This is a genomic window from Paenibacillus hodogayensis (genome assembly GCF_039536325.1).
Lineage (GTDB): Bacteria > Bacillota > Bacilli > Paenibacillales > NBRC-103111 > Paenibacillus_AB > Paenibacillus_AB hodogayensis.
Window position 1 is genome coordinate 784,853 of sequence record NZ_BAAAYO010000001.1, and the last position, 20,814, is coordinate 805,666.

18 protein-coding genes are annotated in these 20,814 nt (G+C 57.7%); 6 read left to right on the plus strand and 12 right to left on the minus strand.

The window, feature by feature from the left end; all coding sequences use genetic code 11:
* Positions 1-162 precede the first annotated feature (162 nt).
* A complete protein-coding gene (locus ABD796_RS03105; protein ID WP_344902662.1) occupies positions 163-1,326 on the minus strand; it encodes a glycosyltransferase family 4 protein in 1,164 nt (387 codons plus the stop codon).
* A gap of 135 nt (positions 1,327-1,461) precedes the next feature.
* Here ABD796_RS03105 and ABD796_RS03110 point away from each other — a divergent pair, with 135 nt between their 5' ends.
* Together ABD796_RS03110 and ABD796_RS03115 are read left to right on the plus strand one after the other, a co-directional pair.
* Positions 1,462-2,652, plus strand: a complete 1,191-nt coding sequence (locus tag ABD796_RS03110) for a GGDEF domain-containing protein (protein ID WP_344902665.1) — start codon at positions 1,462-1,464, stop codon at positions 2,650-2,652.
* A gap of 15 nt (positions 2,653-2,667) precedes the next feature.
* Positions 2,668-4,107 carry an RsmB/NOP family class I SAM-dependent RNA methyltransferase gene (locus tag ABD796_RS03115; protein ID WP_344902668.1) on the plus strand — a complete coding sequence of 480 codons (1,440 nt, stop codon included), beginning with the start codon at positions 2,668-2,670 and terminating at the stop codon, positions 4,105-4,107.
* A gap of 141 nt (positions 4,108-4,248) precedes the next feature.
* Here the strand turns inward: ABD796_RS03115 and ABD796_RS03120 are convergent, their stop codons facing one another.
* Positions 4,249-5,325, minus strand: a complete 1,077-nt coding sequence (locus ABD796_RS03120; RefSeq protein ID WP_344902671.1) for a hypothetical protein — start codon at positions 5,323-5,325, stop codon at positions 4,249-4,251.
* 219 nt (positions 5,326-5,544) lie between these two features.
* On the opposite strand from ABD796_RS03120, the gene ABD796_RS03125 reads away from it, so the two are divergent.
* On the plus strand, positions 5,545-5,634 hold the full coding sequence (locus ABD796_RS03125) for a YjcZ family sporulation protein (protein ID WP_344902674.1): 90 nt from the start codon (positions 5,545-5,547) through the stop codon (positions 5,632-5,634).
* Between the two features lie 64 nt (positions 5,635-5,698).
* A complete protein-coding gene (locus ABD796_RS03130) occupies positions 5,699-5,791 on the plus strand; it encodes a YjcZ family sporulation protein (protein WP_344902676.1) in 93 nt (30 codons plus the stop codon).
* Positions 5,792-5,876: 85 nt separating this feature from the next.
* Here the strand turns inward: ABD796_RS03130 and ABD796_RS03135 are convergent, their stop codons facing one another.
* From ABD796_RS03135 to ABD796_RS03145, 3 genes are all read right to left on the minus strand, one after another.
* Positions 5,877-6,683, minus strand: coding sequence for a Cof-type HAD-IIB family hydrolase (locus ABD796_RS03135; RefSeq protein WP_344902679.1), 807 nt, complete (start codon positions 6,681-6,683; stop codon positions 5,877-5,879).
* Positions 6,684-6,757: 74 nt separating this feature from the next.
* Entirely contained in the window at positions 6,758-7,504 is a 747-nt protein-coding gene (locus ABD796_RS03140; protein ID WP_344902682.1) for a pseudouridine synthase, read from the minus strand.
* 1 nt (position 7,505) lies between these two features.
* Positions 7,506-9,098 (minus strand): RsmB/NOP family class I SAM-dependent RNA methyltransferase, encoded by a 1,593-nt coding sequence (locus tag ABD796_RS03145; protein ID WP_425566840.1) that lies wholly within the window; start codon positions 9,096-9,098, stop codon positions 7,506-7,508.
* Positions 9,099-9,231: 133 nt separating this feature from the next.
* Here ABD796_RS03145 and ABD796_RS03150 point away from each other — a divergent pair, with 133 nt between their 5' ends.
* Positions 9,232-9,774 (plus strand): thioredoxin family protein, encoded by a 543-nt coding sequence (locus ABD796_RS03150; protein ID WP_344902688.1) that lies wholly within the window; start codon positions 9,232-9,234, stop codon positions 9,772-9,774.
* A 122-nt stretch (positions 9,775-9,896) separates the two neighbouring features.
* Here the strand turns inward: ABD796_RS03150 and ABD796_RS03155 are convergent, their stop codons facing one another.
* The 3 genes from ABD796_RS03155 to ABD796_RS03165 all read right to left on the minus strand — a co-directional run bounded on the left by ABD796_RS03155 (position 9,897) and on the right by ABD796_RS03165 (position 12,335).
* Positions 9,897-10,325 (minus strand): DUF309 domain-containing protein, encoded by a 429-nt coding sequence (locus tag ABD796_RS03155; RefSeq protein ID WP_344902691.1) that lies wholly within the window; start codon positions 10,323-10,325, stop codon positions 9,897-9,899.
* 82 nt (positions 10,326-10,407) lie between these two features.
* Entirely contained in the window at positions 10,408-11,211 is an 804-nt protein-coding gene (gene yjbM / locus ABD796_RS03160) for a GTP diphosphokinase (RefSeq protein ID WP_344902694.1), read from the minus strand.
* Between the two features lie 23 nt (positions 11,212-11,234).
* Positions 11,235-12,335, minus strand: a complete 1,101-nt coding sequence (locus ABD796_RS03165; protein WP_344902697.1) for a quinone-dependent dihydroorotate dehydrogenase — start codon at positions 12,333-12,335, stop codon at positions 11,235-11,237.
* Positions 12,336-12,478: 143 nt separating this feature from the next.
* Here ABD796_RS03165 and ABD796_RS03170 point away from each other — a divergent pair, with 143 nt between their 5' ends.
* Positions 12,479-12,613 carry a hypothetical protein gene (locus ABD796_RS03170; protein ID WP_344902700.1) on the plus strand — a complete coding sequence of 45 codons (135 nt, stop codon included), beginning with the start codon at positions 12,479-12,481 and terminating at the stop codon, positions 12,611-12,613.
* 27 nt (positions 12,614-12,640) lie between these two features.
* Here the strand turns inward: ABD796_RS03170 and ABD796_RS03175 are convergent, their stop codons facing one another.
* From ABD796_RS03175 to ABD796_RS03190, 4 genes are all read right to left on the minus strand, one after another.
* A complete protein-coding gene (locus ABD796_RS03175; protein ID WP_344902703.1) occupies positions 12,641-14,122 on the minus strand; it encodes a L,D-transpeptidase in 1,482 nt (493 codons plus the stop codon).
* Positions 14,123-14,340: 218 nt separating this feature from the next.
* Entirely contained in the window at positions 14,341-15,954 is a 1,614-nt protein-coding gene (locus ABD796_RS03180) for an NHL domain-containing protein (protein WP_344902706.1), read from the minus strand.
* Positions 15,955-15,992: 38 nt separating this feature from the next.
* Positions 15,993-17,450 carry a hypothetical protein gene (locus tag ABD796_RS03185; RefSeq protein WP_344902709.1) on the minus strand — a complete coding sequence of 486 codons (1,458 nt, stop codon included), beginning with the start codon at positions 17,448-17,450 and terminating at the stop codon, positions 15,993-15,995.
* Positions 17,447-20,785, minus strand: a complete 3,339-nt coding sequence (locus ABD796_RS03190) for a FecR domain-containing protein (protein ID WP_344902712.1) — start codon at positions 20,783-20,785, stop codon at positions 17,447-17,449. Before ABD796_RS03190 ends, ABD796_RS03185 begins: the two co-directional genes overlap by 4 nt.
* Positions 20,786-20,814 lie beyond the last annotated feature (29 nt).

Here is a 20,814-nt window from a genome sequence, read left to right on the forward strand (position 1 = left end):
GCGCGGATGTACCGTGCACGGGACTTCTTTGTCCTAAGCCTCTTTTCCTTGCGGCAAAGCAGTTCGCGATTCCGCTCCGAACCGATGCGCGGTTTGCGCGGAAAGCCTTCGCTTGCGCCGAAACAAAAGGCAACGACTAGCGGGAGCCGTTTTGGCGGATGCTTATCCGAACGGGGATTCGTCTTCCTCACGGGACAGCTTGGGAACGATCAGGGTGCTGTACAGCTGCTGAAGCTGTCCGATAACGCGCTGGAGCGAATAAGTGCTTTTGGCCTTCAACCAAGCGGAACGGGCCATCTGGTACCGGTAGGACGGGTCGGACATCATCTTTTCCAGCGCTTCGGCAAGCGCCTCCGCATCATCCACCGGCACGAGCAGGCCGTTCGAGCCGTCGTCGATCTGCTCGGCGATCCCTCCCACATTCGTGCCGACGAGCGCCAGACAGCATAGCGCCGCCTCGGCGAAGACCGAGCCGAACGCTTCGGCCCGCGACGGAAGGACGAACACGTCGAAGAACGGCATAAACTCCTCCGGATGAAGCATGTACCCGTAGAAAATCGTTTCCTCGTAAATGTTCAACTCCACCGCCAGCCGCTCTAGCTCCTCGCGGATCGGCCCGTCGCCGATCAGATGAAGCACGAACGGCTGGCCGCGCTTCTTCAGCTCCGAGCAGGCGCGCAGCAGCACGTCGATGCCCTTCGCCGGAACGAGGCGGCATACCGAGATCAGCTGAGGCACTGCGCTGTCGTGGGATACCGGCTTGAATCTCCGCTCGTCGAAGCCGTTCGGAATGACCTTGATCGCCTGACCGTTGCGCATAAACCCGGCCAAATATTGCTTGAACGATTCCGAGGCGGTGGCGATGCCGTCCAGCTTATGCTCCAGTTCGCCGTATAGCGAAGTCAGGAACGTCTCCTCCGGTCCGCCCGGGGCGATTTTGCCGTTGAGCGTCAATTCCTTTTCATAGCTGGAGTGCAGGGTAATCAGCACCGGCGTGTCCGGAAACAGCTGCTTCATGACGAGTCCCGCTATCGGGTGATGGGCGTGAATCAGATCGTACGATTTGCGCATGCGCATGCGCGTCCACCAGACGTAGTCCTTGTACGTCTGGATATATTTGTCGACTATCGGATTTCCGCCGTACTGCCGCCAATCGAAGGTGTCGAACTCGACGTCCTCCGTCCCTTTGGAGCGGACCCGCTTGGGCAGCGAGAATAGATCCATCCCCCAGCCTTTATCCAGAAACGATTCCTGAATGTACGGGACCATAGACGAGACCCCCCCGGGCTGCTCGGGCGGAAAAAACAAAGCTTGTAAAATATTCATGGTGTTGTCTCCCATTTTGCAGAGTATGGTAAGATGCTATAATAAAGTCGGATCGGCTCTGGCGCATCGCCGCAAGCCAAACGAATGGCTAAGGGCCGTCGCATTCGTACAATCGCCCTCTAAGGCAGCAAGCCGGTGCGGACGACAACCGTGGAGGACAATTTGAACGTATCGGAGCTTTTCATCGGCGCTTACGCCCGATTGTATGCTTATACCGGCATTCTTGTCGTGCTGGCGATGATTCTGGTCATGTCGGTCCGCCTGTTTGCGAGCCGAAAGCGCAAAGCGTATTTATCGCTGACCGTGTCCATCGTCGTCTTCATCGCGCATTACGCCGCGATGATCGGCTTATCCCTTTCCGGCGCGACGAGCGGCTGGGGCGATTTGGCGGCGCAGACGCTGCTGATCGTCGCCTTCATTACGATCAATCGCGCGATCTATCAACTGTATAATTCCACAAAAAAACGCCATCACCTTTATTTTTATTTGTCGCTGCTGACTGCCGCGGCGCTCGCCGCGTTCCGGCTTAATGTGCGCTTCTTGTTCGACGGGCCTCCGGAACTGCTGGACACGCTTGGCCGGATCGGCGGAGATTTGTATTTGCTGCTGCTGGTGTTCGTGTTCTTCATCGCCATCCCGAACCAGATCGGCTCGAGGCACGCTTACATGTCCGGACTGGCTATCTTCTTCATGTCCCATCTGGCCCATCTGATCAACCACTATATGCTGGAGGAGCCTGCCGTCGCTCTGACGCTGACCGAGTTGTACGCGCCCTTGTTCTATTACTTTATTCTGTTCGTGCTGTTATTTGAACGGATCGTAGAATTAATGCAGGCCAGCTACCGGACGGCGATTACGGACGGGCTGACCGGGCTGTACAACCGGCGCTTCCTGCTGAGCAAGACCGAGCAGTACATACGCTACGGCTACACCGTATCCGTCCTGTTCAGCGATATCGACAACTTCAAGAAGCTGAACGATACGAAAGGACATCAGGCGGGAGACGAAGCTTTGAAGGACGTAGCCCGCATCATGATGGAAGAAGCCGAGGAGATCGGCCTGGCCGGCCGCTTCGGCGGCGAAGAGATGGTCGTGCTCGTCACGGACTCGTCGCTCAATATGGCCAAGTTCTGCGAAAAGGTGCGCGCCCGGATCGAGGCGGAGGCCGGCGTCACCGTCAGCATCGGCTTCAGCAAGTCCGGCGCCAACGTCACCGCGGAGCAGTTGATCGCCCAGGCGGATCAGGCGATGTACAAAGCGAAAACGACCGGCAAGAACAAGGTCGTCAAATATACCGCCGGCAAAGGCGCCGCAGTCAAAACGTAAAGAAGGAGTACGACAATGAATTCGCTACCGCCACTCTTTATCGAGCATATTCGCAGCCAATTGGGGGAGGAACAGGCGACGCCGTTTTTGGCCAGCTATCATGAACCGCGGACGACCGGACTGCGGCTGAATCCGCTTAAGCTCGGCGAGAGCGATGCTGCGGGGGGCTTCAGCGGAACCGTTGCGGACATGCTGCGCCGCCTGTTCCGACTCGAGCCGATCCCGTGGTGCCCGGAAGGCTATTATTACGACGAAGCAAGCCGGCCTGGCAAGCATCCGTTCCATCAGGCCGGACTGTATTACATCCAGGAGCCTTCGGCGATGTCGGCCGTCCAACTGCTCGATCCCCGTCCGGGGGATATCGTGCTGGATCTGGCTGCGGCGCCGGGCGGCAAGTCGACCCAGATCGCTGGACGGCTTAACGGACAAGGGCTCCTCGTAGCCAACGAGATTCACCCCGCGCGCGCCAAAATATTGGCCGAAAACGTGGAGCGGCTGGGCATCGCCAACGCCATCGTCGTCAGCTCCGACCCGGACTCGCTGTCCCGCAGACTGCCCTCCGCCTTCGATAAAATCATGCTGGACGCGCCATGCTCCGGCGAAGGCATGTTCCGCAAAGATCCCGACGCAAGGGAGGAATGGTCCCCGGACCATGTCCGTATGTGCGCAGCGCGCCAGCTGGACATTCTCGAGGCGGCCGCCCCGATGTTAAAGCCCGGCGGTACGCTCGTCTATTCCACTTGCACGTTCAACCGGTCGGAGAACGAGGATGTGCTGGAAGCTTTTACGGCGGCGCATCCCGAATTTACGGTGCTCCGCACGGAGCGGCTGTGGCCTCATCTTGTACGGGGAGAAGGCCATTTCGTGGCCTTGCTCGGCAAAAGCGGAGAGCCGGGCGACGTCCTGGCCTCCGAAGCAGGCCATACGCGCAAAAAAGAGCGCAGAGCCAGAGGGGGCCAGCCCGCCGATAAAGCGGCACGCGAGGCGATGGCGACGGTCAACGCGATGCTGGCGGAGACGGTGCCCGGCTTTACGCCCGAAGCAGGAGAACCGCTATTGTTCGGCGACCGGTTGTACTGGCTCCCCTCGCCCCCCGGGAGCCCGCTCCCGGCCGGCCTGCTCGACGGGTTGAAGACGCTGCGGCCCGGCTTGCACGTAGCCGAGCTGAAGAAAGGCCGGGCCGAGCCGGCACATTCGCTCGCTATGGCCTTACGTCCGGAGCAATGCCGGAACGCCGTATCGTTTGCCGCCGATGCGCCGGAAGTGAGCGCCTTTCTGCGAGGCGAGACGGTCCCGGCAAGCCGCGAGCTGAGCGGCTGGACGCTTGTGGCCGTCGAAGGCTTCCCCTTGGGCTGGGGCAAAGCCAGCGAAGGACAGATCAAAAACCATTACCCGAAAGGACTCCGCACGTCCGGCCCCTCCGTCTCCGTGGTAATAAGCCGTACGGTTGGATAGTACAAAGTCAGACCTTAGTTAGCTCTGACTTTGTACTTGATGGCAGGATTGCGCAAAAAGACGGGACTCCCCGCTGAATCGCGGCAGGAGCGTCCGTCTTATTTTCGTCCAAACGTTATTTCGTATTAACGATATTTCATATTAATGGAAATACTCGGTTTCATACCAGATTTCATCGATCAGCTCGTTGTTCACGAGCATCGTCAAATTCAGCGACTCGCAATCCTCGTCCTTGTCCAGCTCCCGCATCAGCAGCGAGCCGATATATTCGCGATCGGCTGAGCTTTCCGGGTCGCGGAAGTCGATGAATCCGGTCAGCTCGCGCTGGCTCACAACGACGGTCGCCTGCGCAATCGGCAGCCCGCCATGCGACTGTTCGTACAGGTCGTACGTCAGCGTATCCCCGTCGTTGCGAACCAGCACCACCGAATAATCGCGCTCGCGGCTGAATAGCGGCACTACGTCAGCTTCGTCAGCTTCCTCATCCTCGTCCTCGTCCAGCAAATCCTCATGCGCCAGTTGGATCGTCTCCAGCAGTTCCCCGTCAAGCTTCATCTCGATGCGGAACAGGTCCACCTCATCCGGGTCAAAATCGGCGACGAGCAGCTCTGCCGCATATTCGCTTTCCTCCTCGTCCGGCTCGTAGCGCCAGTCGATTTCGGCATAAACGCTGGCCCCGCTAATCCGCACATACGCTTCTCCCAACCAATTTTGCTCGCCGTCGTACAAATGATATTCGATCCGGTTGCGGCTCTCTCCGACCACGACAAGATCGATGTCCGGCTCCTCGTCCGGGTCCGCGTACATCTCGATCGTATCGCTCTGCTCCGGGTCTATATCTTCCAGATGTCCGTCGTCGTCGCCGTCGCCGTCGGCTTGCAGGTCGTAAAGCTCCGTTTCATCGGCGAACGAATCGGTATCCCCTCGATGATATCCGGCTGCCAGGATGCGCTCATAGCTGCTGCAGGTCACGATAACTTCGCAGTCGTCCGCCCCAAGCGCATCCGTCAGATGCTCCACGTAAGCGCGGGCCGCTCGAACGACCTCGTTCTTCGAGCGCGCTTCCAGCGACTTGCTTTCCAATTGAATGGACCCGGAGAGTCGTCCGCCCTCCCGGTACACGAGCGTCATGACACCAACGAAACGCCCGTCGAATAGCAGCTCCGTCACTTCTCCGCCGGCCGTCTTCAGATCGGGCCTAACCGTTAACCCTGACATGGACATCCTCTCCTTTCTGGACTTCCCAGCGCATTCTCCACTATTATCCGGCCAGAGCCCATTTTCTATGCGTCCGGGCAAATGTCCAAACGGATTTGCGATCATCACAATATGATGGAGTATGCCGAATGCAGAAAAACCAACTTTCTCGTTAGAGAAACAACGACGGCACTAGAACTGCCGCATTCGGGAAATACCTTCAAATGGGGAGGAATCGCAATGTCCGGTATTGGAGGCTTCACGTCGACTGGCGTCATTCTCGTGCTGTTCATCCTGTTGGTCATCATATCCCGCGGATTCCTGTATTAATGGCGGGAACGAGACGGATCCCTTTTTGAAAAAGACCATATTGTACGAATAAGGAGGAGTTCGCATGTCTGGTGTTGTTGGGGGCTTTACTTCTACGGCTGTTATCTTGGTACTGTTCATCCTGCTCGTTATCGTATCCCGCTCGTTCCTGTACTAATACGAGACGTTGCGGCTGAACGAAAGGGGATCGGCGCATGGAGCGCCGATCCCCTTTTTTGTTGAAGTCTTTCAATTGCGGCTTGTTACCGAGCAAGTCCGTTCAAACAATAGCGGACAAGCGCCTGACGGACGCCTTCCTCGTTGTTGGAAGCCGTAACCGCGTCCGCCTCGGCTTTGACCCCTTCCGGCGAATTGTCCATCGCAATGCCGAGACCGGCGAACCGGATCATCTCCACATCGTTGAAATAGTTGCCGATCGCCATCACCTCGCTGCGCTCGATCCCGAGCGATTCTGCCAGACTGCGCAGCGCGCTCCCTTTCGTCGCCTGCGGATGCATCACATCGATAAACAAATCGCCGCTGCGCAGCACGGACAGCGGCAGCGACATGCCCAGCCAATCCGCCTCCACGCGGTCCATAACGTCCTTGTCGCCGAACACCGTGAATTTGACCGGCGCCCGGCCGAGCTCGAGAATATTGCCGATACGCTGCGGAGTGAGCATAAATTTGCCGTACATCGCCGCCTCCCGTTCGCCCAGCTCGGTTTCCACATACAATTCAAACGGCGTACACATATCCAGATGCACCCGACGTTCACGGCAATAAGCCACAAGCGGTCGGAGCTGCTCCGTTTCGAACGGATATTCGTGCACGACCTGCCGGTCCGTGGAGCGGATCGTGGCGGCCCCGTTATGCGTAATCAGCGTTCCTTCCAGGCCAAGCTGCTCCATCAGCGGCAGCGAATTGACGGGAGAGCGCCCGGTACACAGCACGATCGTCGCGCCTGCCTCATGCACCGCCCTGACGGTTTCGACCGTATCAGCGGTCAGCTCGTATCGGTCATTCAACAGCGTGCCGTCTACATCCAGCGCGATCAGCCGGTAAGTCATTTCGTTTCTCCTCCGTTTCCTTCTGCAAAAAGCCAAGTGTGAGTCTTTTTTTTATAGCTATAGCCGGATTTGCTCTATTGGTCCGTATGCCCGCGAAGCTGCTCCAGCTCCTCTACCGTCAGCTCGCGGTATTGACCTGCGGCCAAATGCTCGTCCAGCAGGAGCGAGCCCATCGCGATGCGCTTCAAATAGACGACCTTTTTGCCCACCGCCTGAAACATCCGCTTCACTTGATGGAATTTGCCTTCCATGATCGTCAGCTCGATTTTCGACACGACGCCGGCCTCCGGGCTGCCTTCCCTCAGCACGAGCAGCTCCGCCGGCATCGTCACGTAACCGTCGTCCAGCGTAACGCCCCGGCGGAACGCGTCCTTGTCCTCTTCCCCGACACGGCCCTCTACTTCGGCGTAGTACGTCTTCGGGACATGCTTGCGCGGCGATAGCAAGTTATGCGCGAGCTTTCCGTCGTTCGTCAGCAGCAGCAAACCCTCCGTATCCTTGTCGAGCCGGCCGACCGGAAAAGCGTCAAAATGGCGGTACTCGTCAGAAAGCAGGTCCACCACCGTACGATCGCGGGAGTCCTCTGTCGCGGAGATGACGCCTTGCGGCTTATTCAGCATCACATAAACAAATTCGCGAAACACGACCCGCTCTTCGCCGACTTCGATGACGTCCAGCTCCGGGTCGACCTGCAAACCAAAATCCTTGATCGTCGCTCCGCCTACTTTAACCGCGCCCTGCTTGACCAGTCGGCGGATTTCGCTGCGGGAACCGAAGCCCATATTGGACAATATTTTATCGACTCGCTGTTTTTTGCCCATGTTAAGACCATCTCCATCCCGGCGGATATTCGTTTTTGAGCATACCGTCCTGCCACTTGCCCCAGCCGAGCGGATAGCCCTCCAGACAGACGAGGCAGTAGCCTTTGGCAGCTGCCTCTTCCCGGCTCCGGTTCAACTTCTCCTCGGCAAGCTGAAGCGTCTCGCCCTTTACATACCGGACGGCCTCCGCGTCGTCCCGTCCGAACGAGATCGAGCGGACGGCGTCCGCATGGCGTTTCAATCCCATCGCCAAGGCGTGCGAGGGCTCGAACCGGTCCTTGTGTACCGTGCCGACGAACCAGCCCGGGCGGGCTGCCTTCAGTCCGTCCAAAGCCGGCGCCCCTTCGGCGGTCAAGTAGACGTAATCCCGCTGCTGCCGGACGACTCCGCTCAGAGCGACGTTCAGGTGATCCCGCACGAACGTCCGGAACAGCGTCTCGCCGTCCGCTGCCTGTTGCCCTCTTCCGCCCTCGTCCGGGCGCTTGCCGTCCCGTTTGCCGCTTGCGGCAAGCCGCTCCGGACGGCCGGATTTGTCCGAGCCCTTGCGGGAACGCATCGCACCGGACTGTCCGCCCGGCCCGACGCCCGTCCATGCGGACGAGTCCGGCCGCTTGGCACTCTCGTCAGCTTCGTCCGGCATGCCGTTCTCCGGCTCTTGAGCGCTGCCCGCCCGTTCCAGCACGGCAACATAATGACCTTCGCCTTGCAGCCGATGCGGCCACAGCCGCACCGTACCGGCCACAGCGGCGCAGACGCTGTCGGGATCGGCACAGCCGATCCAATCCGGCCGGCCCGACGCGAAGCCGTGCCGCAGCGGAACCGAAACGACGCGGAAATCCGGTCTATCCTGCAAAAAAGCGGCGATTGTCCGCTCGTTCTCCTCCGGGGAAAACGTGCAGGTGGAGTATACGATTCGGCCGCCGGGCTTCAGCATATCGGCAGCACGGGCCAAGATGTCGCGCTGCATCGCGGCATAGCGCAGCGGCGCTTGCTCGTCCCAGCTTTTGACCATGCTCTCGTCCTTGCGGAACATCCCTTCCCCGGAGCAAGGAGCGTCCACGAGAATTTTATCGAAAAACTGCGGCAAGGCTGGCGCGAGCCGTTCCGGCGTCTCGTTCAGGACAATGGCGTTGGTCACCCCGTACAGCTCGATATTTTTGACGAGCGCCTTGACCCGGTCCGGCTGGTTGTCGTTGGCAACGAGAAGCCCCTGTCCTTGCAGCGCGGAAGCGATCTGCGTCGATTTGCCCCCGGGGGCGGCGCACAGGTCGAGCACCTTGTCGCCGGGACGCACGTCGAGCAGCTCCACCGGCGCCATGGCGCTCGGCTCCTGCACATAATAAAGGCCGGCATGGTACAGCGGATGCTTGCCGGGACGCTCGGCCTCGGGAATGTAGAAGCCTTGCGGCGCCCAAGCGACGGGGGATAGCGGGAAGGGCGAGAGCTCGCGGAACCGTGATGCGGATAGTTTCAAACCGTTTACGCGGATAGCCTGCTGGCGGGGATGCTCGTACGATCGGAGAAACGGCGAAAATTCGTCCTGAAGCAGCGATTCCATGTGTTGCACAAAAGGGGCAGGCAATTTGGCCATTATACGTCGTACTCCGCTCTGTCTGGTCTCGTTCAAAAAATGATCACGTTTTGCCCCCGGTCCTTGGAGGAAACCGTGGCGGCAAGTCGAATACATACTATTGGCTTTGCATTCTTATACGTACCGAGGTGAAAACATGAAGAAGCTGCTGCTTTATTTAGGCATTATCGTGGGGCTATTCGTCCTTCTTTTCATTGTAAATCATCAAAGCGAAAAGGCCAAGGAAGAAACCCGCGTCAGCAAAATCGATCCGACGGCGAACGATAAAGCGAAGCAGCTTTACGGAGTCGAAGCGTCGAAACTTCGCCCGGAAACGCTGGCCCAGCTGAACGACGCGAATTACCAAAACATTATTAAAACCGCGGATCTGAAAAACGATCTGAAGGACAAAAAGGATATGTTCGTCTACTATTTCCAGACGACATGCCCTCACTGCATCGCCACGACCCCGGTCCTGAACCCGATTGCCAAAACGGCGGGAATCGACTTGAAGCAATTCAATCTGTGGGAATACGAGGCTGGCTGGAACGAATTCAATATTAAAGCGACGCCTACGATCATTTATTATAAGGGCGGCAAGGAAGTCCTTCGAATGGAGGGCGGCCTCAGCCACGACGGGCAGAACGGCTATTCGCCCGACGACTTCAAGAAATTTTTCGAAGAGGCGAAGAGCAAGTAACACCTTGAAGGCATGAAAAGCACCGCAAAGCGGCGCTGACCGGGTTCGGTTGGCGCCGCTTTTTGGCGTTCGTGCCTATAGGGACAGGGAAAAGCCGCTGCCGGCCTCCCGAAGACGACAATTCAGGAAAGCTCCCCCTCTTCCCGCCGAATCGGCGGAAAATGCTTGAGTTCCTCGACCATGGCCGAAAGCTCCGAATGCATGATGACGATATCGAGATCGTAAAACTCGAACGGCTGCTCCTCGATTCGCAGCAGCTTATCCATATACGTCTGCGAGTCGGCCAGCAGCTTGCCGAGGTCGATGCCTATCGTCTGCGGCGGATAAAACTGCAGCTTTTCGATCGCCTGATCGAAAAGCTTGATCGCCCCGCCCACGTTGCCGTTGCGATGATGGTACAAGGCGACCGCGACCTGGAGCAGCCCTTGATGAAGCGGATTGCGGCCTTCCTCCATCCACAGCTCCTCCATCACCTCATGGCATTCGAAGTAGTCTCGCTCCACGTTGAAATAATACAAAAACTCGACGTACAGCATATCGTAACCGAACATAACCGTTCCTCCACTGCCGCAATGCACCGCGGCCGTCGCGACTCCATCCTGCCGGTGCCGTCAGCGGCCCCGGGTCCTCAAATCAGGTAGGGTCCGATTTCTTCGCCCGGATGACCGCTTCCTCGACCTGCACCGACAAGGCACGCATGCCCATAATGTCTTCGGCCTCCCATACTTCGTTGAATTTCAACTGGAAGCCTGCCGCTTCGCGCACGCGGTGGTAATAATACAAATCCTGAATATGATTGAGCAGCTTCGAGACGAGATTGGAATTGTCCTCGAACAGCTTCTGGGCGTCCATAATCTCGTCGCGAATGCTGGACATTTCCTGATCGAGCGCGTGGGCCGCCTCGGCGGCTCTTTGCAGACGCTGCTTGACGTCCTCGGGCAGCCTTTCCCGATGCTTGTAGCTGAGCGAATGCTCGATCGTGGCCCAGAAATTCATCGCCATCGTGCGAATTTGGATTTCCGCCAGCACCGTCTTCAGTCCCAGCGACGTCTGGACCGGAAACTCGATAATAATATGGTAGCTGCGGTAGCCGCTTTCCTTGTAATTCGTAATGTAATCCTTCTCGTAGACGACCGACATGTCCTTGCGCTGCCGGATCAGGTCCGACAAGCTCTGAATGTCCTGAATGAATTGGCACATGATGCGGATGCCTGCAATATCTTCGATCCCTTGCTCAAGCCGGTCCATCGGAACTTGAAGCCGCTTCGCCTTTTCGATAATGCTCGAAATGCGCTTCACCCGTCCCGTCACGAATTCGATCTGGGAATATTCTTCGCGGGCTTTCATCTCTGCCCGAAGCGTCTTGAATTTCACCTTCAGCTCCTCGACCGCCTGCTCGTATGGAATCAAAAACTTTTTCCAATCTCTGCTATCCATACGCCCGCCTCCCGAACCTGTCGTCATGCTTTGGCGTCGACACCCACCGCTTCGGATACGTGCCGGAATCCGTCGCGCGCAAGCAAGCCGAGCAACCCTTTGTTCAATTCGCGCAGCAAGTCCGGCCCTTTGTAGATCAGAGCCGTATACACTTCCACAAGGCTTGCGCCGGCGCGTATTTTTTCATATGCGTCCTCCGCGGTGAAAATACCCCCGGAGCCGACGATCGGCAGCTTCCCGCCGGTGAGCCGGTACACGGTGCGGATCGTCTCCGTCGAACGCGACGTCAGCGGCTTGCCGCTCAAGCCCCCTGTTTCCTTGGCGTTCGGATGGCTCAGCCCTTCCCGGCCAATCGTCGTATTGGTCGCAATGACGCCGGATACCCCGCTTGCCACCAGCGTCTCGATCATATATTCCAGCTCGTTCCCCGTTACGTCCGGAGCGATCTTCACGAACACCGGCTTCATCGGAAGGCGGCGCGCCGCGCTCTGCTGCTCCATCTCGTCCTTGACGGCGGCCACGAGACTTTTCAGCTCGGCCCCGTGCTGCAAGTTGCGCAAGCCGGGGGTGTTCGGCGAGCTGATGTTGACGACGAAGAAGTCGCCGTACGGATAGAGCACGCGGATGCATTTGCGATAATCCTCCTCGGCTTCCTCGTTCGGCGTATCTTTATTTTTACCGATATTGACCGCGATCGGGATGCGTTGAGAGCCGGCCTGCTCCAAATGATGAGCCATCGCCTCGGTTCCGACGTTGTTAAAGCCCATTCGATTGATCAGAGCCTCGTCGGAAGGAAGGCGGAACAGCCTCGGTTTGTCGTTGCCCTTCTGCGGCCGCGGCGTTACCGTGCCGACTTCCATAAAGCCGAAACCCATCGCGGAAAATCCGCGTACCGCCTTGGCGTTCTTGTCGAGGCCGGCGGCCAGTCCGACCGGATTCGGAAACGTCAGCCCGCACAGCGACACTGTCGTCTCGGGACGGCTCGGCACGCCCCATATGGAATGGAGCAGCGCAGTGGCGCCCGGCACCCGGGATGCGGCTCCAAGCCCGTCCACGGTCAGGTGATGCGCCTGCTCGGCATCCATCTGAAATAATACAGGTTTTGCGATATTGCGGTAAATCATGGAAGTAACACTCCGATCTGTCGTAGACTCTATCGATCAGTTTATCCGTTTCTGAAGGAAAAAGAAAGAGCGGAGTTTACGGCCGATTATCGGATTTGTTATAATATTCTGAAAAGGCACTTTCGAAAGAAAGGTTGATATCGATGGCTAACCGGAAACCGAGCTACGTTCAGCGCAAACAGAAGGAAACGGTAAACAAAAAGGCAATCATCTGGGTCGGCTCGATCATCGGCGCAATCGTACTGCTTATGATTGTGCTTCTGATCTGGAACCCCTGATTGCCCTAGCTTGAACGCTTTCCCGCTTTAATCCAGCCATTTGTACGTTTTGTGCGGATTCGTTTCGTCCGCCTCCGACGGAACCCGGAGCGGGATCTCGGAACGATACGTATCGCCCGGTATCGGCAAACCGTCTCCGATCACGACCTTTGTCCCTTTGGGCACCAGATCGAACAGCTCTTCGACATCCTGCTTCAGCATGCGGATACAGCCCAGCGATTTGTCACCCCCGATGCTTGAGGGCTGATTGGTGCCGTGAATGGCGTAAAGCGTATCGGACAGCGTCATTCCCCTGCTGCCGAATGTGCCGTTGTCCCGCCCGTTCGGATTGCGCACTTTCTCGGTAATGACGAATTCGCCCTTCGGCGTCTTCTCCCCGCCCAGCCCCACCGGGTAACTTCGCAGCAGCGTGCTGCCGCTAACGAGAGCAAGCGTATGCGTCTTCCTGTCCACCATAATGCTCAGAGGCTCACTCAACGCCTCGCCGGGCATAAGGAGCGCCCGTCCGGCCGCGTCCCCGTTCGCGGATTGCCCGCCGGACGAGCCGTCGCGGCCCGGGACGCTTCCCCCCTCCGCCCTCTCTCCGGCATTCCGTCCTCCTACCCACTGACTGAAATACGTCTTCATGGCCGGCGTGTAGCCCGAAATCCAATTATCCGGATAGTTGCGAGCCAATTGTTCGATACCATCCGGCGCTTTTCCGTTCTCCTTCTCATAAGCCGCCACCGCGGAACGGACGATCAGCTGCTGTACCTGGACGCTTTGCCAGCGCGCATACTGCTCCTTCGGTACGGACGAATCGGCAGGCTCGCATTGGCACGTTTTCGCCTCATAGTACGTCAGGCGGGCGCCGGCTGCGTTTTCCGAGCGTTCCGCGGTTACGACCGGCACCGCCGGTACAGGCCATAACAGCCAGTTACGTCCGTCGCTCCATTTCGGATCGGCCAGCAGCAGCGTTTGCGGACGGGGTTTGGACGGGTCCTGAAGCAAACCGAGCAGCTGCCCGATCTCATTGGTGCGGCGGGCGCTTCCCGACCCTTCCCGACCTGCCCCGGCGAAGACGACGTCAAAGCCGCCCGGTCCGCCCTGCCCCGGCCCCGTATCGGCCGTCACCGCCGCTTCGACCGCTTTGGCCGTATGCGCATCGGTAGCCGATAGCCCGGGAACGTACCGCTCCGATTGGAGCGGAAGCTGGCTGCCGATCAGCAGCAGCAATACGAGCACCGCCGCCTTGAGGGAAGAGCACTCTCGCGAGGCCGCTTTCTGCGCGGATACGTCCGCCTCCGTAACCTCCGCTTCTCCGCCCCCGCTTTCGTCGGACTCGCCGAATACAGTGCCGTCCTCGAACGCTTTGTACACTTCGCCCGCCTGGGCAAAGCAATAATTGGCCTTGCCGATCTCTCCTTTGGCCGCATACTGGCGGCCAAGCAAATACCAGGCCATTTTATTGGTAGGATGTTCCTTGATGTAGTCTTTTAAATATTGCCGATCCTCCGGGGGCTTCTCCACTCGTATCCCTCCCGACCCGCCTGCCGTACGCTTCCGTTGCGGGCGCGTCCCCTCGTATTTCTATATGTTTATCGGCCGGACGTATGCCGTTTTGAAGGGTTGCCTGGAAAATGAGCCTTTGGGCGGAAAAGCGACAAAAAGCGCCGTTACGGATAACTCCGAACGGCGCCTTTGTTGTTTGACCATGCTGCCAAAAAGCTTTGTTACGACCGATTCGCCTATTGGACGGCGATTCGGTCCCGCAAAATAACGGTGCGCGTCGCTTCGTTCCATTGAACGTCAAGCCCGAGCTCTTCGGCGAAGAAGCGGACCGGCACATAGGTGAGATCGGCTTTGATGTAAGGGGCGACATCGATCGGCCGGACAGCCTCGGCTTTGCCGTTAACGGTCTTTTGCAGCTCCGATTTCCCGATGGTCAGCCGGATCGTCGTTACGTTCCTGCCCAAATCTACCGTGCGTTCGCCCGTATTCGCATCCTCGCTGAATTTGACTTCGAAGCCAAGCGCTTCGGTGACGCTGCGAACCGGAACCATCGTGCGGCCGTCGGCGATCTCCGGAGCGTTATCGAATGCGAGCTTCCGATTGCCGTACACGACATGAATGGCGCCGTCGGCGGCAATACCGGCAGGCAGCTCGTAGAAGGCGATTTGGCGCAGCTTGTTATTGTATGCATCCGCCACGAGCAAGCTTCCGTCGCCCAAAACGGCCACATCCGAAGGATGATGCAGCTCCGCGCTGCGCTCGGTTCCGTCCACGCTGCCCTCTTCCGTGCTCTTCTCGCCCGCGATCGTCCGCACGACCCCGTCCTTCAAGTAACGGACGGAGTGATTGAGGCTGTCGGCAATGAACAATCCGCCCTCGGCCGACACGGCAAGTCCGCGCGGAAAATTGAATTTCGCCTGCGCGGCGGCCCCGTCTTGGAAATCCCCGGTGACGTACAGATTGGATTTGGCGTATTGCACCTGGGCGCTTCCGGCTACTGTAGAGACCGTTTTGGCCGTCAGGTCGATATAACGAATCAGCTGATTGCCGGAATCGCTGACATACAAGTTCCCTTTCGCATCCAGTGCAAGACCGGTCGGCTCGTTGAACTTGGCGGCGGCCAGTGCTCCGTCGGCATAATCGCCAGCCGGGACGGCTTGTCCGGGCACGACCTCGACCACTCGCTGCGACAAAGCGTTGAGCGTCGTAACCGCGCCGTCGGGGGAAATCTGCCGAATCGCATGATTCAGCGTGTCCGCTACATAGACGGTACCGTCGGGGGCAACGACGACATCCTGCGGAGAATGGAAGGCGGCGTCCTTGCCTTTACCGTCCTTGCTGCCCAGCACGCCATTGCCGGCAATCGTCGTCACATTGCCGCCCGCATCGATTTTGCGAATGGCATGATTCTCGGCATCGGCTACATAAATATTACCCTTCGCATCCGCCGCAAGCCCTTTCGGCTGCTGGAATACCGCTGTGGACGCCTTGCCGTCCAACAAGCCGCCGATCGGATACATATAGGCGTCCTTCGTAATCGTAATGCCGGCGAAGGTAGATACGGCGCCTCCGGACAGCTTGCGGATCAGGTGGCTGCGAGCGTCCGCGACGAGCACCGAGCCGTCGGCCAGCGGCAGCAGGCTCCAGGGGGCGCGGAATGTAGCTTCCGCAGCCACTCCGTTCGCTTCGCCGAGATCGCCCTTGCCGGCAATGGTCGTTACTTGCGCGAGCGTCTGTCCTTCGCTGCCGGTGGCGGCCTTCTCGATTCCAGCGCCCCAAGCGCTTGTGCCCCCCATAAGCAAGGACGCGGCAAGCAGTGGAGCGGCTATCAATCTGAATGTTTTTTTCATCGGCTTCTCCTTGAGTTCAGAATAAAGTGCGTGTGTGCTTAGGGTATCTGCGGAGGGACGGGCAGCAGCAAATTCATCAGCTCGCGCAGATCGCGGGAATCCACAATGCCGTCCTGATTCGTATCGTACCGGTAAGCTGACATATTCTTCGCGAACCAGACCAGATCCTGCAGGTGGAACGGAAGTCCGTCGTTCTGCTGCTTGAGTTGTGAGACGCTCAGATGAAGCATGTTCGAACCCTCCGGGTAATAAGCCCGGCCGGTCTGAATGAAAGGGGGCGGGCCGCCTTCCCGCGGGCCGCTGACAACCGTACGGTACTTTAACGATGCTTCATAGCTGTTGTACTGATAAAAGGACGCGATTCCGTTATTGTCGGTATACGTATAATTGCTGCACCAGCCGCATTCATCCTCGATTTCATAAACCTTAGCTCCAATCAATGAAGCACTCATGCCGATGGAGCTCGGGGCATATTCGAGCCGAACGGTACGGAGCCGGTCTACATCAATCTCAAACTCGCTATCATAGGATGGAAAAAGCGTCAGTCTGTTCGTCTTGCCCGTACTGGTGCGGGTCACGTCCACGACCAGCTCCGGGACCATGCTTTCATCGTTGGTTCTTTGTTGAAGAACAAACAACGTGCTCCCGTTATTGTAGAGGATCGTTTGGCTCGGATCGTACCGCTGCACGACCGTTGTAAATGTTTCGTCTGGCGCCGTTTCGGCATACAGATCGGCCTTGAAGACGGTCGCGTTCTCCGGCAAATAGCCGATCATGACGGCATTCGATTTCGTATTGCTTTCGTTCGTGGATATTTCCGCGAACACGTAGCCGCCGGCCGGAAGCCCGATGCCTGTAATCAATCCGCGTCCCTCGTCATCGAGCACCGTCGAGGACAGCTCGGATCCATAGTAAAGCAGTCTTACCCGTTGGCCGCGGTTTCGGTAAGAATCGATCAAAATATCGTGAGCCCCGCCGGTAGGAGCATCCAGCTCGACGACGGAAGACCAGTCGGACTGGTATTGAAAATCCGACGACGGCTTGACGTATACGGCGGACCCTTCCGACATGTACCGGTAGCCGACGTGCAGCTTCCTACCTTCTGCCTGAATGGTGAAAGGATCGATCAAGTATGTTGCGTACCCCGACGGTCCCCCCTGCTGCCTATTGGCAAAGCCGACCGTGCCGTCCGGAAGCTTATACACCACTTCTTCGTCATCCATTCCCTTGACATATACCGTTACGGTCACCGTATCGGCCGTATTGCCTTGTACTTCTATGCTACCGGATAAATAGCAGCTTGTCGTCTGGGAATTGCTGTTGTATACCGCGATGAACACATTCGTTTCGATTTCCGGGCAGGAAGGGTGCGGCGACGACGGTACGGCGTAAGCTCTGCCGCCCTGCAGCAGAATGCCCATGAAGACGAGCCCCAGAGCAAGCAGCCCTAACAAAACGACAGCCAGCTTGTTTTGTAGTTTCAGCGTAATATTCATACGCCCCCCGATCTGATCTCGTACCGGATCGGTTCCAAGTTCGGAAACACTTCGATGCGGTTACCGGCTTTATTGACGAGCGTGATACTCTTGAGCCGAATCGTTCCTTCCGTCACAAACACCTCAAAATTTTTCTGGGCCATGAGCGGAATGAGGACCAACGTTTTGCTTCCCGGGAACGGGGCAATATTGCCCGGGTCCGAAACCGGATCGGATGTAGCATATTGAGTGATGACATAGGTCAGCTCGCTCCCGATCCCAGCCTCGCTTTGGATAAGCTGCGAGCCCAGCACGCTTTCGCTGACGCTCCGGTCAAAAATAAACGTGCCCGGCTGAACGCCGACATTGTCTTCATAGCCTTCATACCAGCGAATGCCGTTGCCAAGCTCGAGATGAGCCTCCGCCGCGTAGAAACGATCGGCCTCATTGGCAAAGTCGGTCAGGACAAGCCCCAGCTTGAACATCTCGTTGCCTTGGAGCTGCAACGTTTCGGTCGTATTCACCGGCTGTCCGTCCTGGATAAGCGACAATGCGGCCTTCTTCTGTGACGGGCTGACCGAAGCCAGCTTGTAAATAACCGTAACGGTCGTCACATTCCCGGCTTTATCGGTGGCGGTAACCAAATACGTGTTCGTTCCTTCCGCCAGATCGTTCACCGGAAACTCGAGCGTCGCCGTCGCGCTTGGACTCGTTTGCTTCTGAAGCAGCGCCGACAAAGAGTCTTTATACAGCCGGACGACAGCCCCTTCTTCGGCTTGAACTTTTATCGTCTGTGCAGGCGTAGATACCGGATACGGACTTCCGATCGGCTCCATGACGCGAAGCTCCGGAGCGGCCGTGTCCAATACGTATACGACCGTTCTCTCCGATACGTTGCCGATAACGTCGGTAGCCGTCACCCGGAACGGATTCAAGCCTTCGACCAGACCGAGACTGGTAAATTCAACTGGCCCATTGGCCGTCCCGGTCAACGTATCGATCGGGCTGAAGTCGGAGCCTTTGTACAACCGGACCTGCACGCCCGCACTCGTCTGCGCCCGGATGGACTGTTGCGGCGAATTGACGTAGAAGGTCTTGTTCGGCTCGTCGGCGTCGAACGGATGAACGATCGTCAGCAACGGACCGCTCGTCACGAGCACGAGCCAGAGCGTCTTCGCAGACGTATTGCCCGCGGCATCGGTCGCGCTTACGATGAAGGTATTCATTCCTTCCGCCAGTTGATTCACCGTCAGCGTTATCGGGGTTGCCCCTTTACCGACAGCCGTTTGCAGCGGCGTACCGTTCATCGTGCCGGCGTATAGTTTGACAGTAGCGCCTTCCTCCGCTTGCAGCTCGATCGTCTGCTGGCTGGAGGAAACGTAAGTCGTGTCGTTCACCGGGCTGTTAATTTGCAGCGACGGCGGCACGGTATCAAGTATGAACGTAACGGATTGCGAGGCCGTATTGCCAAGCGCATCCCGTGCCGTGACTTTGAAAGCGTTCGTGCCTTCCGACAAGTAGTCGTAAAGCGCAAAAACGATGTTTTCCGTCCCGGTTCCCTGCTTGCTGGCAAGAGGCTCCGCCGAATCTCCTTTATACAGACTGACTGTGATTCCTTGCGCAATCTCAGCTTCGATCTTCTGTTCCTTCGAACGGACATAGTTCGTCTCGTTCGCCGGCTGCTTGATAACGAGCGAAGGCGCCGACGTATTCAATACGAACTTGACAGATTTCGCGGTTACATTGCCCGCTGCGTCCGTTGCGGTGAGCTTGAACGTATTCAAGCCTTCCGTCAGGCTCACTACGAACGTAACCAGCGTAGTCGCGCCTAGCCCATTTTTCGTTGCAAGAGGTGTTGCCGCTTCTCCCTGGAACAGCTTCACCGCTGCGCCTTGTTCCGCATAAACGGTTATTTCCTGGGTAATCGTATTCACCGTATACAGGTCGGTCGACGGATAGACGACAGTCAGTTCCGGAGGCGTCGTATCCGGAGGCGTAACGCCGCCGCCACTGTTGCCGTCATCATCGCTGCCTCCGCCTCCGCCCGGCGCGCCGCCGGAATTGCCGCCGCTCGTCGGGGAAGAACCGCCGCCGGACGTACCTGGGCTATTGGGCTGCTGCAGACGCTGCTGATCCTGCAAATACCGTTCGCGCTCGGAAGCGCTCAACGAATTCAGATAAGTCTCGCTTGCTTTTTTCTGCTCCTGTTCCTTGGCGGCCTTGTTGGCTTCCTCCTGCTTCTTCCGTTCGGCCGACAGCCTGTCCAACAGCTCGCTCAACTGCTTGGCCTTATCCTGCTGGCTCTGAATCTCTTGCTTCCGCTGCTGCTCGCGCTGCTCCAGCAGCTTCTTCATCTGCTCCTGTTTGGCTTGCTTTACGCTTGGGTCCAAGCCTATCGAAGTGTCGAACGGCTTCACGTTATTCAGATCGATCCGCTCGCCGGTTATAGTGGCGTTCGCCTTCTCGATCAGCGACTGGACCTCAGCCTGCGAAAGCTTATTGGACTGTATGGCTTCCTTGGCCACATTGGCCAGCAAGTTCGTCAAATTGTCGCCGAATTGCTGCTGCACGTCCGGCGAATCGAGCTTCAAGCCGGTTTGCGGGTCGATCTCCTTCTTGCCATCGGCCACGTCCCGGATAAATTGTTCGTTTTCTTCGCGAATTTGCTGAATCGTTTCGAGCAACGCTTTAATAATCTCTGGCGATGCGCCGCTCACGAATGTTCCGATATCCATCGGCGTGATGTTATCCGACGAATTTCCTTGCGGCTGACCCGGCAGTACGTTAATCTGCTGCCCGGGATATACGTTTGCCGACCCAGAGCCGCTGCCGTTGGTGGCGTTCGTTTCCAATATGCCGGAAGCCATCAGCGCAAACAATTGGCCGTATTTCGTTTCGATGTAGCCATTGGAGCCCCGGACACTCATTACGGCCGTTGGGGTCTCCACGGCAAATTCGTCGTCGGCGTTGACCAGCTTTTTCACCTTGAACCAGAGCGAGCCGGCCCACACTTTCAGCTTCGATTTTTTGCCGCCTTCCCCGGACTCGAACAGCGACGAGATGTACAGCTCGGTGTTCGGTCCGATCGTCACTTCATCGTCCTGATCGACAACCTTCAAAACGATGCTGGAACCGTCTTCGGTGCGAATATGGTCGCCTTGGTTCAAGCTCATGTCTTCAAACGCGCGATATTCGGCCGAGCCTCCCGACTTCATAATCATGACGGTTCCTTCGACGCTCGCCACGATCGCCGCCCGGCTTTCCTTGGCGGACGCCTCTCCGGCCAACAGATTGGACAGCAGGCCGAAAAGCAGCGTCAAACATAACACCGCCGGCAATAAGGATCTCTTCTTCATTCTCCCATTTCTCCCTTGTACCTTTGGAC

What these genes read in the sequence shown, in the direction of transcription:
- ABD796_RS03105 (WP_344902662.1), bottom strand. Translation starts at nt 1,326, where the DNA reads ATGAATATTTTACAAGCTTTGTTTTTTCCGCCCGAGCAGCCCGGGGGG.
- ABD796_RS03115 (WP_344902668.1), top strand. Translation starts at nt 2,668, where the DNA reads ATGAATTCGCTACCGCCACTCTTTATCGAGCATATTCGCAGCCAATTG.
- ABD796_RS03120 (WP_344902671.1), bottom strand. Translation starts at nt 5,325, where the DNA reads ATGTCAGGGTTAACGGTTAGGCCCGATCTGAAGACGGCCGGCGGAGAA.
- ABD796_RS03125 (WP_344902674.1), top strand. Translation starts at nt 5,545, where the DNA reads ATGTCCGGTATTGGAGGCTTCACGTCGACTGGCGTCATTCTCGTGCTG.
- ABD796_RS03130 (WP_344902676.1), top strand. Translation starts at nt 5,699, where the DNA reads ATGTCTGGTGTTGTTGGGGGCTTTACTTCTACGGCTGTTATCTTGGTA.
- ABD796_RS03135 (WP_344902679.1), bottom strand. Translation starts at nt 6,683, where the DNA reads ATGACTTACCGGCTGATCGCGCTGGATGTAGACGGCACGCTGTTGAAT.
- ABD796_RS03140 (WP_344902682.1), bottom strand. Translation starts at nt 7,504, where the DNA reads ATGGGCAAAAAACAGCGAGTCGATAAAATATTGTCCAATATGGGCTTC.
- ABD796_RS03150 (WP_344902688.1), top strand. Translation starts at nt 9,232, where the DNA reads ATGAAGAAGCTGCTGCTTTATTTAGGCATTATCGTGGGGCTATTCGTC.
- ABD796_RS03155 (WP_344902691.1), bottom strand. Translation starts at nt 10,325, where the DNA reads ATGTTCGGTTACGATATGCTGTACGTCGAGTTTTTGTATTATTTCAAC.
- yjbM (WP_344902694.1), bottom strand. Translation starts at nt 11,211, where the DNA reads ATGGATAGCAGAGATTGGAAAAAGTTTTTGATTCCATACGAGCAGGCG.
- ABD796_RS03165 (WP_344902697.1), bottom strand. Translation starts at nt 12,335, where the DNA reads ATGATTTACCGCAATATCGCAAAACCTGTATTATTTCAGATGGATGCC.
- ABD796_RS03170 (WP_344902700.1), top strand. Translation starts at nt 12,479, where the DNA reads ATGGCTAACCGGAAACCGAGCTACGTTCAGCGCAAACAGAAGGAAACG.
- ABD796_RS03180 (WP_344902706.1), bottom strand. Translation starts at nt 15,954, where the DNA reads ATGAAAAAAACATTCAGATTGATAGCCGCTCCACTGCTTGCCGCGTCC.
- ABD796_RS03185 (WP_344902709.1), bottom strand. Translation starts at nt 17,450, where the DNA reads ATGAATATTACGCTGAAACTACAAAACAAGCTGGCTGTCGTTTTGTTA.
- ABD796_RS03190 (WP_344902712.1), bottom strand. Translation starts at nt 20,785, where the DNA reads ATGAAGAAGAGATCCTTATTGCCGGCGGTGTTATGTTTGACGCTGCTT.